Source organism: Thiomicrorhabdus marina (assembly GCF_017571465.1).
GTDB lineage: Bacteria > Pseudomonadota > Gammaproteobacteria > Thiomicrospirales > Thiomicrospiraceae > Thiomicrorhabdus > Thiomicrorhabdus marina.
In genome coordinates, this window is sequence record NZ_JAGETV010000028.1 from 1 (window position 1) to 15,072 (window position 15,072).

The 15,072-nt window shown below is 44.3% G+C and carries 13 protein-coding genes; 7 read left to right on the forward strand and 6 right to left on the reverse strand.

Features of this window, described 5'->3' with window-relative positions:
* Positions 1 to 61 precede the first annotated feature (61 nt).
* Positions 62 to 646: a PDDEXK family nuclease gene (locus J3998_RS11255; protein ID WP_208150768.1), complete on the reverse strand. Its 585-nt coding sequence runs from the start codon at positions 644 to 646 to the stop codon at positions 62 to 64.
* Positions 647 to 711: 65 nt separating this feature from the next.
* Between J3998_RS11255 and dcm the strand changes: the two genes are divergently transcribed.
* On the forward strand, positions 712 to 1,965 hold the full coding sequence (gene dcm / locus J3998_RS11260) for a DNA (cytosine-5-)-methyltransferase (protein ID WP_208150769.1): 1,254 nt from the start codon (positions 712 to 714) through the stop codon (positions 1,963 to 1,965).
* 64 nt (positions 1,966 to 2,029) lie between these two features.
* On the opposite strand, the gene J3998_RS11265 is transcribed toward dcm, so the two are convergent.
* Genes J3998_RS11265 through J3998_RS11275 form a run of 3 tightly spaced genes read right to left on the reverse strand, consistent with a single transcriptional unit; the run spans position 2,030 to position 6,412 of the window.
* On the reverse strand, positions 2,030 to 4,198 hold the full coding sequence (locus tag J3998_RS11265) for an AMP-binding protein (protein WP_208150770.1): 2,169 nt from the start codon (positions 4,196 to 4,198) through the stop codon (positions 2,030 to 2,032).
* 36 nt (positions 4,199 to 4,234) lie between these two features.
* Complete coding sequence (locus tag J3998_RS11270) at positions 4,235 to 5,497, reverse strand: MFS transporter (RefSeq protein ID WP_208150771.1); 1,263 nt, start codon at positions 5,495 to 5,497, stop codon at positions 4,235 to 4,237.
* Between the two features lie 24 nt (positions 5,498 to 5,521).
* The gene (locus J3998_RS11275; RefSeq protein WP_208150772.1) at positions 5,522 to 6,412 is read right to left on the reverse strand and encodes a LysR family transcriptional regulator; all 891 of its coding nucleotides are present in this window, start codon (positions 6,410 to 6,412) and stop codon (positions 5,522 to 5,524) included.
* A gap of 119 nt (positions 6,413 to 6,531) precedes the next feature.
* On the opposite strand from J3998_RS11275, the gene J3998_RS11280 reads away from it, so the two are divergent.
* Both J3998_RS11280 and J3998_RS11285 read left to right on the forward strand, forming a co-directional pair.
* Positions 6,532 to 7,101: a cytochrome b gene (locus J3998_RS11280; RefSeq protein WP_208150773.1), complete on the forward strand. Its 570-nt coding sequence runs from the start codon at positions 6,532 to 6,534 to the stop codon at positions 7,099 to 7,101.
* Entirely contained in the window at positions 7,088 to 7,678 is a 591-nt protein-coding gene (locus J3998_RS11285) for a YceI family protein (protein WP_208150774.1), read from the forward strand. The genes J3998_RS11280 and J3998_RS11285 overlap by 14 nt, the downstream gene beginning before the upstream one ends.
* 172 nt (positions 7,679 to 7,850) lie before the next feature.
* On the opposite strand, the gene J3998_RS11290 is transcribed toward J3998_RS11285, so the two are convergent.
* On the reverse strand, positions 7,851 to 8,519 hold the full coding sequence (locus J3998_RS11290; protein WP_208150775.1) for a TetR/AcrR family transcriptional regulator: 669 nt from the start codon (positions 8,517 to 8,519) through the stop codon (positions 7,851 to 7,853).
* A gap of 201 nt (positions 8,520 to 8,720) precedes the next feature.
* Here J3998_RS11290 and J3998_RS11295 point away from each other — a divergent pair, with 201 nt between their 5' ends.
* The 4 genes from J3998_RS11295 (at position 8,721) to J3998_RS11310 (ending at position 14,626) form a co-directional block, all read left to right on the forward strand.
* On the forward strand, positions 8,721 to 9,887 hold the full coding sequence (locus J3998_RS11295; protein ID WP_208150776.1) for an efflux RND transporter periplasmic adaptor subunit: 1,167 nt from the start codon (positions 8,721 to 8,723) through the stop codon (positions 9,885 to 9,887).
* Positions 9,887 to 13,006, forward strand: coding sequence for an efflux RND transporter permease subunit (locus J3998_RS11300; protein ID WP_208150777.1), 3,120 nt, complete (start codon positions 9,887 to 9,889; stop codon positions 13,004 to 13,006). Before J3998_RS11295 ends, J3998_RS11300 begins: the two co-directional genes overlap by 1 nt.
* A gap of 313 nt (positions 13,007 to 13,319) precedes the next feature.
* Positions 13,320 to 13,748 (forward strand): hypothetical protein, encoded by a 429-nt coding sequence (locus J3998_RS11305; RefSeq protein ID WP_208150778.1) that lies wholly within the window; start codon positions 13,320 to 13,322, stop codon positions 13,746 to 13,748.
* Positions 13,749 to 13,822: 74 nt separating this feature from the next.
* Positions 13,823 to 14,626: a GIY-YIG nuclease family protein gene (locus J3998_RS11310; protein WP_208150779.1), complete on the forward strand. Its 804-nt coding sequence runs from the start codon at positions 13,823 to 13,825 to the stop codon at positions 14,624 to 14,626.
* A 142-nt stretch (positions 14,627 to 14,768) separates the two neighbouring features.
* On the opposite strand, the gene J3998_RS11315 is transcribed toward J3998_RS11310, so the two are convergent.
* Entirely contained in the window at positions 14,769 to 14,948 is a 180-nt protein-coding gene (locus J3998_RS11315) for a hypothetical protein (protein WP_208150780.1), read from the reverse strand.
* Positions 14,949 to 15,072 lie beyond the last annotated feature (124 nt).

The following is a 15,072-nucleotide window of genomic DNA, read 5'->3' on the forward strand; positions in this document are numbered from 1 at the left end:
TCACTGAATTATTTACCGCCAGCTGTGTATGCTAAACAGGTGGCATAATGAAAAAATCTCATCAAGAGAATGGTACTAATTCAGGGGAAAGGTCATACACTGGAAAATGATATTCAGATGTTATTCGTTTGTAATGCGCATTTAAATCACCGCTATCACCATAAAGCACTCCAACAATCATGTCACTATGAGCAATCCTGAGAGAATTCGTTTTTGCTAAATTTAAAACTCCACTAAAATGCTTGGCTATAGTTTCTACATCATCTTTATTTATAGTTTCTGGACCTGATTTCATCTGGCAGTATTTCTTAAAGCCATCAAGTTGATCAATAAACTCTATATCAATACCTGAGGTTGTACTTCCAAATGCCGATAATACTTCACTAGTAAATTTTTGGATGTTTGTTCCAAAAGAAGTAGTAATAGAGGTGCCTAATACTCTAGGGTAAACCAACGCTTTGGCAATGCTCTCAGGATTAGAGTTACCAGTTAAAAAATTAGCTAAATAAACAGCTGTAAAAGGGTTAATTTTAAACTCTGTAGGCTTGATTAATTTCTCTGTATTTTTTATATGATTTTGAGCAATTGATTCTACAAACCAGTCTTGTGCCTTTTGCAGTATTTGCTTTTTTAATGCCAAATCCAAAATATTTCCTTTAAAATAACCATGACCAAGGTTGACCAATCTTATATATAAAATTGAGAATTATTATGAACAAACAGTTTTATACATTGAATGAAACTGCTGAACTACTTTCTGTGTCTAAAGAGACATTACGCAGATGGGACAATAATGGCAAGTTAAAATCCGTTCGCTTACCAAATAACTATAGGGTTTACACTCAAGAAACACTAAAAAATTATACCGGTGGGGTAGGCATTTTTGATATGGAAATTTTAGACGAAAATCATTACCAACCTATAAAAGCTTATAAGACCATTGAACTTTTTGCCGGTGCAGGTGGCCTGGCTCTTGGTTTAGAAAAAGCCGGACTTGAATGCGAGTTACTGAATGAAGTTGACAAATGGGCTTGCCAAACTCTTCGTAACAACCGCCCTGACTGGAATGTTGTTGAAGGCGATATAGCCAATATCGACTTTAACAAGTACAAAAACAAAATAGATGTTCTATCAGGAGGCTTTCCGTGCCAAGCATTTAGTTATGCAGGAAAAAAACTCGGTTTTGAAGACACACGAGGAACATTATTTTATGAATTTGCAAGAGCTCTTAACGAAATTCGCCCTAAAATTTTTATCGCTGAAAATGTTCGTGGCTTAGTATCACATGATAATGGCAGAACATTAGAAACAATGATTGATGTCTTAGAGAGCTTAGATTACAAGGTGCTTTCACCTAAAGTCTTAAAGGCAATTAATTATCAAGTTCCTCAGAAAAGAGAGCGCCTGTTTTTAGTTGGAATTCGTAAGGACCTTAATATTAACTACTCATACCCTAAACCTGATGAAAAAATTTATGTTCTAAAAGATGCTTTAAAAGCAGGAAAGCTTTATCCAAATGATGTTCCTCTTTCAAGTGGTCAAACCTATCCTGAGTCGAAAAAACAAATTATGGACTTAATTCCTCCTGGTGGATACTGGCGAGATTTACCTATTGATTTGCAAAAACAATACATGAAGCAAAGTTATTACCTTGGAGGAGGAAAAACAGGAATTGCCAGAAGAATTAGTTGGGATGAGCCATGCTTAACTTTAACGACTTCACCAGCCCAAAAACAAACAGAACGCTGTCATCCAGAAGAAACACGGCCATTTACCACTAATGAGTATGCACGTATTCAAACATTTCCTGATAACTGGAAATTTGCAGGAAGCATGACCCAAATTTACAAACAAATCGGCAATGCCGTGCCGGTAAATCTAGGGTATGCAGTAGCAAAGGAAATTGTCAGAGCTTTAAATCATCATACAATTGAACAAGAACTGCTAGAACGGTTTGCATCTTAAATTAACATATCCAAACTTCAATTCTAAAGCTGTAAAGAGTTATTAACGAATTAACAATAACTCTTTACACCGCTTTAACGAGCTGTTTTTCAACCAGCTCTTGCACTGCTGGGTAGTTCACTTTTCCAGTACCGAGCATCGGAACCTGCTCAACCAAGAGCACCGTTTTCGGAATCATCAATTCAGAAACTTTCTCGACTTTAGCAGCATCGATAACCGATTTACGACTAATGTCATTATCGTCGGTGACCAATACCAACTTCTCGCCTTTGCGTTCATCGGCGACCGATACCACAACATGATGTCCATCTGGGTGGCGCTTATTAATGTAAGTCTCGACCGCCGTTAGCGAAACCATTTCTCCGCCAATTTTAGCGAAACGTTTGGCACGGCCTTTAATCCAGACAAAACCTTCCTGGTCAATATCGACAATATCACCGGTATCATGCCAGCCATCTTCCGGCGGTTGTAGCACGCCCGGTTTATCCGGCATTAGATAACCAAGCATAATATTCGGCCCTTTGACGAACAGACGACCACCTTGTTCAATGCCCGGAACTGGCTCAAGACGCGATTCGACCATAGGCACAAACTGACCGACCGAACCGTGTTTATAAGCCGTTGGGATATTCACGCTCAGCACCGGCGTGGTTTCGGTAACACCGTAACCTTCAAAAACCGGCATATGGAATTTATCGGCATAGATTTGGCGCGTCTCAGGACGCAATCTCTCCGCGCCGGCAACTAAGGCTCGTACACTGTAGAAATCATAAGAATTCGCTTTACGCGCATAACCGGAAAAGAAGGTATCTGTGCCGAAAATCAGACGAGCATTCTTCTGATAGACCATCTCCGGCACTTGATGATAATGCATCGGAGACGGATAGAAAAACACCTTTCCGCCCTTTAAAATCGGCCACAACATACCGGCCGTCAAACCAAAACTATGGAAGGTCGGCAAAGCGTTAAACAGCTGCTCATTCGGCAACAAGTGAAACATCGCTGAAATTTGCTCGATATTACTGACTATATTTTGATGCGATAAAACGACGCCTTTAGGTGCTCCTTCAGAACCAGAAGTAAACAAGACCACCGCCTCCGAATCTGGATCCGCTTTAGCACCCGGCAAAGATTTAGCTGAAGAAAATAGACCTCCTAACTTAGCCGTCAAACCAATCTGCTCGCGAATATCTTCCAACAACAGAAAACGAATCGAATCCGATAATTCTTCAACCAAAGAGTGCAGTTCAAACGCATCGATAAAACGCTGCGAGGTAACAATGGTTTTCAATTCAGCGGTCTCGCATGCCGAACGAATTGCGTGATTACCGGCGGTGAAATTAATCATTGCCGGCACATAACCGTAAGCGTGCAAGGCAAAGAAAGAGGCTGGCATGCCAGCAACATTCGGCAACATCAAACCGACCCGTTTTTGATCACCCAACTCTTTCGCCAAAGCCTTACCCAAAACCTTCGAGGCCAGAACGATTTTCTTTAAATTCAATTCTTGATCATTAATGTCTTCAACACAGACATCTTTTTGACGATATTTATTCTTGGCTACTAAGAGAGATTGAAATAAAGAATGATTTTGCACAGTGCCGAGATAAGCACTTAAACGCATCATTCTCGCGACCTGCTCGGTCAGAAAATGATGACGCTGATGGCCTTTCATACCTTTTGGAATATTGAGCTGCTGTGGAGGAGCGATGCTGATGGTGACTTTCGGAAACCAGAACTGCTTAATGAAAGCGCAACGTGTACCGTCCAGATACGAGAATTTACTCAGCAGTGCGCCATCAATATGCACCGGCAGAATCGCGGCATTACTCTTGGCCGCAACCATACCGGTACCGTCATAAATTTTCATCATCGCGCCGGTGGTTGTAATGCGCCCTTCCGGAAAAATCATGCACTGTTTGCCGGAACGCAGCTCTTCAATCATGTGTTTAGCGGCATAAGGGCTGTGCATATCAACAGTGAAAAAGTGGCTCATGCGCAAAATCCAGCGCTCATGCCATTTTTTGGTATGGCCTTTATCGACCATAAAAGTGGTTTTGCCCGGCAAAAATAGATCAAGAAGCGGGCCATCCATTAAGGAAACGTGGTTGGCGATAATTAACATCGGCTGTTGGCTCTGATCGACGGCATGGTAATTTTCCAGCCCCTTCACCTCAACTCGGTACAATAATTTAAAAAAAAGTTTCGCTAAAGGTTTAACCAACCATTTCATTCTTCAACAGCCTCAAAGCAAAAAGTATTCTATTTTTTATCGATTTTTATCTTTTTTGAAAACAAGGATAACCGAAATATTCAATATTGCCAAAATTGCCAATATGGCCGGTAAGGATAAACCAATGGCGAAGCCAAGCATAATCAAAATTGACGATAGCACCATCAAAGCGGAGTTAATTAGATTATTGACGGCAATCATTTGCCCTCGCTCCGGCGCAGGAGTAGCAGATTGCATTTGCGTATACAACGGCACAATATAAGCACCACCAAAGGCCGCCATCAAAAAGAAGCTAAGACTAAGCAATATGCCGATGGAAGAAGCCAAAAAATCGGCCAAACCGAGTACCGATTCTGCTTCAGCCAGCGGTAACAAAATCATCCATACCGCACACAACAGACTCAAACTCATGCCAAGCAATAGTGCCGGATGCCAACGCAAATGCACTTGCCTTTTTAAACGCTGAGCAATAACAGCGGAACCGACCGCAATACCGATTGAGAACAGCGTCAAAAACCAAACCACCACTTGGTCGTCGGCGAACAAATCGTATTTCACCAAGGTCGGAATCTGACTCAGAATCACCGCGCCGAAAAACCAAAACCAAGAAATTCCCAAAACCGAGAAAAATGCTGTTTTATGAGATCTTGCCTGGCGTAGCATCGGCATTGCCTTGCCGAAGAAACGAATCGGTTCGACATACTGCGGTTTACTACCGATAGCGCCGAGAAAAAAACTTAACAGGTAACCCAGCACTGCGACCACAATAACGGTCAATCCCATCCAGTAAGTACCTTTGTCGAGCATGACGCCGACGCCGCCAAGAATTGTACCGAGCAGAATCGCCACAAAAGTCGAGCCGCTAAACAACGCATTACCTTGTACTAGCGCTTTTTCCGGCAGGATTTCCGGCAAAAACGAATATTTAATCGGCCCGAAAAAGGCTGACTGCGCGCCCATTAAAAATAGAGTGAACATCAACAACTCAATCGACTGCTGGATCAGCGCCATACCGCCGAGCAGCATAATACCAACCTCGGCCAACTTGATTTTGCGAATCAGCCAACGTTTGTCATAGGCGTCGGCAATCTGTCCGGCCAAGGGCGAAAACAGCAAAAAAGGTAAGATAAACAGGCCGGCCGCCAAGGTAACTAAAAGCCCGGTTTGTTCAGCGGATTGGCTGAGTTTAAAAGTGATCAAAATCACCAAAGCATTCTTGAAGAGATTATCGTTAAAAGCGCCTAAAAACTGCACGCCGAAAAACGGGCGAAAGGTTTTTTCTGCCAATACTGACCACATATCGTTCTTTCCAGTTTCTGATTTTTAGGGTTTAAAACTTCGCACGACCAAATCCACAAATTCACGCACTTTTGCCGACAGGTGATGGCGATGTGGATAGACAATATAGACGCCTTGGGTCGGTAATTCAAAACCCTCCAACACTGGCTGTAGGTCACCAGATTGCAGAAAAGGTTCAGCAATAAACGTCGGCAAGCGCCCGAATCCTAAGCCGTCCAGCACCAACTGTAACTGTAATGGCAGGTGATTACACTGCGCTTTAGCGGCAATATCGACATACAAGGGTTTACCGTTGGCGACATATTCGAACATCAATGGCGCTTGTTGATAATGATATTTAATGGCCGGAATCTGCCGCAAATCATTCGGATGATGCACCGGCGGATACTGCTGCCAAAATTCAACTGTTGCACAAGTATGCATGGTGAAGTCAGTCAGCTTACGGCTAATTAAACTGGAGTCTTTGCTTTCTCCCAAACGGATCGCCACATCAAACCCTTCGCCCGCCAAATCGACCAAACGACTACTAAAATCAATCTGCAAATCCACTTGCGGGTAACGCTGCATATAATCGCTGATAATCGGCTGCAAAAAAAGATGCCCGAAACTGAGCGGTACACTGACTTTCAGTTGTCCAAGTGGATTACTCTGCAAGGAATGGATATTGCCCTCAATATCGCGTGCCGAATTAACAATATCACGCGCTTTGGCAAAATAAATCTGGCCAACTTCAGTCAAACTTAAACTGCGGGTCGAACGGTTCAGCAAACGCGCACCGAGGCGGTCTTCCAACTTGCTGATTTGCTTGCTAATAAACGACGGTGAGACATTTAAAACCTGCGCGGCAGAGCTGAAACTACCACTTTCGACCACGTGCACAAAAACGCTCATGCCTTCCAGCACATCCTGTTGCATCTCAAACCCTCAAATAATTACACATCAAATGGAAAAAGTCTTTTTATTATCAAGCCATTCTAATCATTTTGGAAAAAATATAAATTATTCCTTAACGAAATATCAACAAGGCAACCGCAATGCAATGGCGCAACCACTCCAACAGCTATGGAATTATCAGTATTGGTCTGCACTGGCTGTTAGCGATTGCACTGCTTGCCATGTTTTTTGTCGGCACCTGGATGGTCGACCTAAGTTATTACAGTGAATGGTATCACCGTGCACCTGAGCTACATAAAGCCGCTGGTGTCGTGATTTTGCTATTGATGGTAGTGCGCCTAATCTGGCGTTGGAGCAATCCAAGACCGGCACCTTTAGGCAAGGTCAAATGGCAAAACCGCAGCGCAGAATTATTACATCAGCTGTTTTATTTATTGGTGATATTGATTGCCGTCAGCGGCTATCTAATCTCTACCGCGGAAGGCAAAGGGATCGATGTTTTCGGACTGTTTACGCTACCGGCTTTGAATTGGCAATTCGAACTACAAGCCGACCGTGCCGGAATAGTACATAAATATTTGGCTTGGGCTTTCATGCTACTTGTCGGATTGCATCTTGGCGCAGCCTTAAAACACCATTTTATTAATCGAGACAACACACTTAAACGTATGCTTAAACCTCTAAAAGGAGACATTCATGCAGACTCTTAATCCATCTAAATTACTCGCGGTTTTTACCCTGAGTACCGGCCTGCTTCTCAGTACCCAAGCTGCACAAGCCGCAAACTACCAAATCGATAGTCAAGGCATGCACGCTGCGGTGCAATTTAAAATCAAACATCTCGGCTACAGCTGGTTAAATGGTCGCTTTGATAACTTCAAAGGCAATTTTGAATACGATGCCAACAAACCAAATGCCAGCTCGGTGGAAGTAGAAATTGATACCACTAGCTTAAACTCGAATCACGCCGAACGTGACAAACACTTACGCAGCGCAGACTTCTTGAATGCCAGCAAATACCCAAAAGCCAAGTTCGTCAGTACGTCAATTAGCGAAAGCGGCGATGGCATTGCAGTAAAAGGCAAATTGACTCTAAACGGCGTAACCAAACCATTGACGATTGAAGCCGAAAAGATTGGCGAAGGTAAAGACCCTTGGGGTGGCTATCGCGCCGGATTCACCGGAACGACTAGTTTTAAACTGGCCGACTATGGTATTACCTATGATTTAGGGCCGGCATCGACTGAAGTCTTTATGACACTGGATATCGAAGGGGTTCGTCAATAACCTGTAATTAAAACAATTAACATCGTTAACTTGCCTGCACCACAGGAAACGCAGAATTACGTCCCGATTGACTCATTCTGAGTTTCCCTAAGGTTGCGGGCTTTTTATTTCACGTGAAACACTTTAGAAAGAGATTAGGTGCTGTTAAAAACAGCTGAATTGGGCTCATTTATCAGTAACGCAGGCAACCATTAAGGAAAATCTCGACCGACTGTTTTAGAGCTTTTTCCATTTCCTGTTCTTCAGGTAATTTACCGAATAATGCCGGATAAAAGAAAGGCCCCTTAATCATTTCCAGAAACTGCGCGGCGGCAATATAACAATCATTAATGCGGATTCGTCCTTGTTCCTTTAAACCATGTAAATAATCACCAAGAATGGTAATCGCGGTTTGTGGACCAATTTTATAAAACAAGCGCTGGATTTCACTTTGCTCTAAATTGTTTTCACTGGAAACCAACCGGTGAATCGTCAAACCGTCAGGTGAAAGCGCAACACTCTGCACTGCCCGCCCAAAATTAAGGAGGTTATTTTCCATATCGGCTTGCCAGTAATCGGTTTCGGCAAACGGTAGAAAAAGTTGATTAGCTTTGTCCTGCATGACAGCTTCAAACAGGCCTAATTTATTGCCAAAATGACGATATAGAGTATTAAGAGATCCACCGGCTTCGCGCACAATGTCATTAACATTTGCGCCGGCATACCCATGAGCAAAAAAATGTTTCTGTGCAACTTCTAACAATTTTTGCTGGCGTGCTAGCCCTCTTTTGTTAGTCGTTACTTCACGCCGTGTACTTAATGCTTCTGAGGGTGAATCTTTCGACTCGACAACTTTGCTCATACTGGCAACCTTAACAAAAATTAAAAAATGCAATGTTCCTGCGTATTATACCCTAAACATAGCTTGCACTATTTATCGACTATGCAAAACATTAAATGCAAAAACAACAAGTTAACTACAAAAGAGTAGTGACAACTACACTTTTTATATTACAATAGATAACTTTACAAGAAATCACAACCTCTGGATGGGCCTTAAATTATGAATGCTTCGAATAGACCTTTTCTTAAACTACTTCTATGCGCTGTATTTTTATCCGCCGCATATACGCCAAACGTTTTTGCTGCCGAACAGCAAGCCGCCCAGAAGTCACAGCCGCCAATGCCGGTGCAAACGGAGCAAGTCCAAACACAAAACTTCCCCTATCAGATGAATTATCCGGCGCAACTTGCCGCAAGCAAAGCAGTGCAGATTCATGCCCGCGTCACTGGCATTATCGAGGAACAGTTCTATCAAGAGGGACAAACAGTTAAAGCTGGTGACAAGTTGTACCAAATAGACGATCGCCGCTATGTTGCCGCCGTTGCGCAAGCTAAAGCACGCGTTAAAAGCTTAGAAATCCAGATTAAGCAAAACAAAATCAATTACGAGCGTGTCAAAAAACTGAATAAACAAGGTTCCGTCAGTATTCAAGAAGTCGATGACGCCTTCACCACTTGGCAAACTTCGCAGGCGGATCGCGATGCCGCAAAAGCACAACTGCTTTCCGCGCAAATTGATCTAGACGATACCGTAATCGAAGCAGAAATCAGCGGTACCATCGGTCAACGCCAAATGGACGTTGGTGATCTGGTCAGCCCGGAAGCGGGAATTACCCTATTAAACAACATCACCAATAGCGACCCTGTATACGCCAATTTTGCGATTGCCGACAATGACCGCCAAAAGCTGTTCGAACAAGAAGATGCCGGCTTGGTAAAAGCCTTCGCACAACCAAAAGTCTCTCTACTTGATACATACGGCAAGGTAGTCGCCGACGGTAAAATCGACTTTATCGACACTCAGCTGGATCAACAAACTTCCAGTCAGATGGTACGTGCCGCTTTTACTAACGATAAGCAGCGCCTATTGCCGGGGCAATATGTGCGCCTGCAAGTCACCTTAGGCGAATGGAATAACCTGTTAAGCGTGCCGGAAGCAGCAATCCTTCAAGTCGGTGCACAAGCCTTTGTGTACGTTGCCGAAGACGGCAAAGCACTGATGAAACCAGTGCAACTGGCTGCACAATATCAGAATCGCTGGTTGGTCAAAGGCGGTTTACAGGCCGGTGATCATGTCATTGTCGGCAATCTGATCAAGTTGCGTCCAAACACGCCGGTCAGCGTCTTACCGCCGCAAACCGAAGCTAAGCAAGCCGGAGGCAAATAATGCTGACTAGAACCTTTATCGACCGTCCGGTCCTTGCCAGCGTATTCTCACTGATTGTGATCATCGCCGGTTATCTGGCGATGAAATCGCTACCGGTTGCCGAGTATCCAGAAATTGTCCCACCACAAGTGCAAGTGGTGGCAACCTACCCGGGTGCCAGTGCAGAAACCATTTCTGAAACCGTTGCCGCGCCGATAGAACAGGCAATTAACGGCATCGACGATATGCTGTATATCAACTCGGTCACCTCATCGGCCGGTGTGCTTAACCTGACCGTAACCTTTAAGATCGGTACCGACATTGACCAAGCGAATATCAACGTCAATAACAAGGTGCAGAGTGCTTTAAGCCGTCTACCGGTTGAAGTTCAGCAGCTTGGTGTACAGGTCAACAAGCGCTCGCCGAGCATTCTAAAAGTTATCGCGCTTTACTCAGGTGATAAGAGTCTTGATACCGTATTCATTGCCAACTACGGTTTGATTAACGTAGTGGATGAACTGTCGCGTATTCCCGGCGTCGGTGAAGTACGTCAATTCGGTGCTAAAGATTACTCGATGCGTATCTGGTTAGACCCGAACAAACTGCAAAAATTCGCGCTAACTCCGGCTGATGTCGCGCAGGCAATTCGCCAACAGAACTCGCAATTTGCAGCCGGACGTTTTGGTGCCGAACCGGATGCCGAACACGCCTTTACCTATACGGTAACCACCGCCGGGCGTTTGAGCGACCCGCAAGAGTTTGAAAACATCATTCTGCGCACCGAAAGCAATGGCGCGCTTTTACGCCTGAAAGACGTGGCACGTATTGAGCTGGGCGCACAAGCCTATAATTTCAATGCCACTTTTGACGGTAACCCGACCGTGCCGATGGGGGTATTTTTACAACCTAACGCCAATGCGCTGGAAACTTCGGCACTGATTGATGCCAAGATGGAAGAGCTGGCTAACCAGTTCCCGCAAGGTTTGAATTACGCCATTCCGTACGACACCAGCGAGTTCGTACAGATCTCTATCGACAAGGTAATTTACACCTTAGTTGAAGCACTGATTCTGGTCGTACTGGTGGTGTTTATCTTCCTGCAAAACTGGCGTGCAACCTTGATTCCGGTACTGGCGATTCCCGTCTCGATTATCGGTACTTTCGTCGGTATGTACCTGCTTGGTTTCTCCATTAACCAACTAACCTTATTCGGGATGATTCTCGCAATCGGGATCGTGGTTGATGATGCCATTATCGTGGTTGAAAACGTCGAGCGGATTATGCGCTCCCATCATCTCAAAGCACGTGATGCGACCATTAAGGCGATGCAAGAGATTACCGGCCCGATTATCGCTATCGTGTTGGTTCTCGGCGCGGTATTTATTCCGGTAGCTTTTGTCGGCGGTTTGACCGGCGAGATGTATAAACAGTTCGCCATTACCATCGTTATCTCGGTAACCATTTCCGGTATTGTTGCCTTGACACTAACGCCGGCACTTTGCGCCACCATGTTGAAAGAGGGCCATCTGGAACCGAATATCTTATTCCGTGGTTTTAACCGCGTCTTCGATGGCATCACTCGTGGTTTCTCATTTGGTGTACGTCAGGTAATGCGCTATAGCCTAATCAGCATTTTGCTGTTTGGCGGTCTGCTGTATGTCACCTACGACACCCTTTCAGGTATTCCGAAAAGCTTGGTGCCGCAAGAAGACAAAGGCACCTTGTTTGTCTTGAGTTACCTGCCACCGGCGGCAGCGCTGAACCGTACCGAAGAAGCGCGTGATCAAGTCAGCCAAACCTTGCTGAATCATCCGGGCGTGGAACACAGCATTAACTTTGCCGGCTTCGACCTACAAACCTTCACCAACCGTACCGATTCGGCGGTCGGCTTTGTTAAACTGAAGCATTGGGACGAACGTGAAAGCCCTGATCTACAATCGCAAGCGATTGTCGGCCAACTATTCGGGCAATTAAACGCGATTCCAGATGCCTTCAGCATTCCAATCGGCATGCCGACTATTATGGGCATGAGCATGACCGGCGGCTTTGAAGCCTATCTGCAAAACCGTACCGGTTCCGGTTCGGAGGAATTGGCAAAAATCGCCGATGAGCTGATTGCCAAAGCCAGTGCTCGCCCGGAATTGACGTCGGTTCGTACTACCTTCTCGACTAAAATCCCGCAGTACGAAGCGATTGTCGATCGCGAAAAAGCGCAGTTGCTAAATGTTTCCGCGCAAGAAATTTTCGCGGCGATGCAGGCGACTTTCGGTACCTTGTATGTCAACGATTTCAGCCTGTACGGCCGTACCTTTAAAGTTAATCTGCAAGCCGAAGCCGACTTCCGCCAAGGGCCACAAGATCTAAAACAGGTATTTGTCCGTTCGCGCACCGGCGAGATGATTCCACTAAGCTCCTTGGTAGAATTCAAACGCACTACCGGTGCCGATGTGGTGGATCGTTTCAACCTATTCCCGGCTGCGAAAATGATGGGCGAACCCGCTCCGGGTTACAGTTCCGGTCAGGCTCTGGCAGCATTTGAAGAAGTTGCCGCAGAAGTACTACCGGACGGCTATTCGCTGGGCTGGGTTGGTGAAGCCTATCAGCAGAAAAAATCAGCCGATTCAGGTAACCAAGCCTTCCTATTCGGTCTGCTGTTTGTATTCCTGATTCTGGCGGCACTGTATGAACGTTGGTCAATTCCGATTGCCGTTCTAACAGCGGTACCGTTTGCGGTACTCGGTGCCTCGATTGCGGTCATTTTGGGCGGTTTAAGCAACGATATCTATTTTGAGCTCGGGCTGCTGACACTGATCGGTCTCTCGGCCAAAAACGCGATCTTGATTGTCGAAGTGGCAATTCAAGAACACCGTAACGGCATGCCATTGGACGAAGCCGCACAACTGGCTGCGAAACGTCGTTTCCGCCCGATTGTTATGACATCCCTAGCATTCACCATTGCTGCCGTACCGCTCATGCTCAGTACCGGTGCCGGTGCTGCCGCACGTGAATCGGTCGGTACCGGATTGGTTGGCGGTATGATCGCTGCTACTGCACTAGCACCGCTATTCGTACCACTGTTCTTTAAACTGATTGCCCGCTTTAGCGAACGCAAAAAGAACACGGTAGAACAAACGAGCTAATCCAAAGCGACCTTCCACATAAAACGATAACCCCAATTGGCAATCGCTAGTTGGGGTTTTTGTTTTCACTACAGAAAAAAATACTTTTGTGTATGATTAATAACAAATTGAATAACAGACGGTTTGTATTGAATGAGTAGCGAGAATTTATGCCGGCTAAAATCAGGGCAATATTTTCTTAACTCATTGAAATGCAAAAACCATTTTTAAAATTCATCCTAAAGTATCGAGATAAAACGGCGATATTATCAATGCTTTAAATCGGGTTTAGGATGTCAAATAGCAGTTAGGCAACACAAATATGGAGTACTCAATGAGCTTTGGGGAAAAAGTTAAAGAATCAATAGTCACAAGAGCAGCAGAAGGCCTTGCTGTATCCATAACTGTAATACTTATTTGGGCCATGACCAAAATTTCTCCGATTGTACTGCCAGCGATAGAGTCAGGGTTGTCAAAACCTTTATTACTATCTTTACTTCTTGCTTCATTGGCACTCAATATAGTTTTAGTTGTCTTATTTTGGATTATTAATAAAAAACCTGATTTTAAACTTAAATATGGTATTTACTGGGACTCGAATAAAAACCCTCATTGCCCTAATTGCAAAATTCCTATCGCTGGTTATGGAAATTATGAAATCGGTGGTAAAGGTTATTACTGCAAACCATGTAAAAAGATATTTCCTTTACAGGATGCTGCTGGCAACGATATTGAACCAAGCAAAGCTGTTGAGGAATTGTAATGCCTAACAATACACTCAACCCGACCGCGCTAACGCGCGGCGGGTTAGCTTAAACGTTATGTCTTTAAGGTTCCATGAATAACTATTACGTGTACGTATACATCGACCCGAGAAATTTCGAAGAGTTTTACTATGGTAAGGGTAAAGGCTCTCGGAAGGATGCTCACCTGAGCGAAAACACAGATACCGAAAAGTCCAAAAGAATTAAAGCAATAAAAAAAGAAGGTTTGAAGCCAATCATTCGTGTTATTGCTCGTAATTTATCAGAGCATGATGCCTTGCTGGTAGAAAAAACGCTCCTTTGGAAGCTAGGAAAACAACTAACAAATATATCATCCGGTCATTATGCAGATAACTTTAGACCGCATGATGCATTACATAAGAACCTTTCTGGCTTCGATTTTCAGAATGGCTTCTATTACTACAATATAGGCGAAGGCATTCATCGCAACTGGGATGATTATGTCAGATTTGGGTTTATCTCCGCAGGTCAAGCCCCCAGATTCAGAGATGCGATGCTAGGACTTCAAAAAGGCGACCTTATTGCAGCATATTTAAAAGGGCATGGTTTTGTTGGTATTGGTCAAATAACACAGTGTGCACTTCCAGTACGAGAAGTCTTAATTGATAATGTACCGCTGCTTCAAAAAGACCTGGAATGCCCAAATATTTCAGAAAATTCCAACGACCTTGAAAAATCGGAGTATGTTGCACTTGTGAACTGGGTAAAAGCTGTTCCACGTGCTGAGGCTAAATGGAAGTCTAAAAGTGGATTATTCACGTCACAGCTAGTTCGGGCTTCATTGGATGGCCAACCAGAAACGGTAAACTATTTAGAGTCTGAGTTCTCTGTTAATGTCGCAGAACTCATGGAATAACAAAACGCTTACTACCGGACAAATTTGCCGCAGAGCGCGGCGTTATATGCTAAGGATAGATTGTAATAATCAGGGGTCAGAGTAAAATTAAATCTCTAACTAATTTTGACTCGTTCCCACACTCTGCGTAGGAACATTGGAACTAGCGAATTGAAAAATTCATCGTCAATAGAAACGGCAAATCAACACTAAGCTCGAAGCGATGCCAAAATCGGGTCGAGAGCTGCTTCTGGTACATATCTGGAATAGTGCATAGATACAATGCGACAACCATCACCAAAGCGCCAATCTGATGCAGGATAAATTGTGCTTTGACGACCATGCCGTTTTACTCTGTCAGAACCCTTTATAACCGCTTTTTCTAACAGCAAATAATTTATTAGCTTGCGTCCAATAACGCCCTTCTCTAAAGTTAAGGCTGTTAACGATTAACACCTTGGAACAAA

Coding starts and splice junctions, on each gene's coding strand:
- dcm (WP_208150769.1), top strand. CDS start 712: ATGAACAAACAGTTTTATACATTGAATGAAACTGCTGAACTACTTTCT.
- J3998_RS11265 (WP_208150770.1), bottom strand. CDS start 4,198: ATGAAATGGTTGGTTAAACCTTTAGCGAAACTTTTTTTTAAATTATTG.
- J3998_RS11270 (WP_208150771.1), bottom strand. CDS start 5,497: ATGTGGTCAGTATTGGCAGAAAAAACCTTTCGCCCGTTTTTCGGCGTG.
- J3998_RS11275 (WP_208150772.1), bottom strand. CDS start 6,412: ATGCAACAGGATGTGCTGGAAGGCATGAGCGTTTTTGTGCACGTGGTC.
- J3998_RS11280 (WP_208150773.1), top strand. CDS start 6,532: ATGCAATGGCGCAACCACTCCAACAGCTATGGAATTATCAGTATTGGT.
- J3998_RS11285 (WP_208150774.1), top strand. CDS start 7,088: ATGCAGACTCTTAATCCATCTAAATTACTCGCGGTTTTTACCCTGAGT.
- J3998_RS11290 (WP_208150775.1), bottom strand. CDS start 8,519: ATGAGCAAAGTTGTCGAGTCGAAAGATTCACCCTCAGAAGCATTAAGT.
- J3998_RS11295 (WP_208150776.1), top strand. CDS start 8,721: ATGAATGCTTCGAATAGACCTTTTCTTAAACTACTTCTATGCGCTGTA.
- J3998_RS11300 (WP_208150777.1), top strand. CDS start 9,887: ATGCTGACTAGAACCTTTATCGACCGTCCGGTCCTTGCCAGCGTATTC.
- J3998_RS11305 (WP_208150778.1), top strand. CDS start 13,320: ATGAGCTTTGGGGAAAAAGTTAAAGAATCAATAGTCACAAGAGCAGCA.
- J3998_RS11310 (WP_208150779.1), top strand. CDS start 13,823: ATGAATAACTATTACGTGTACGTATACATCGACCCGAGAAATTTCGAA.
- J3998_RS11315 (WP_208150780.1), bottom strand. CDS start 14,948: ATGGTCGTCAAAGCACAATTTATCCTGCATCAGATTGGCGCTTTGGTG.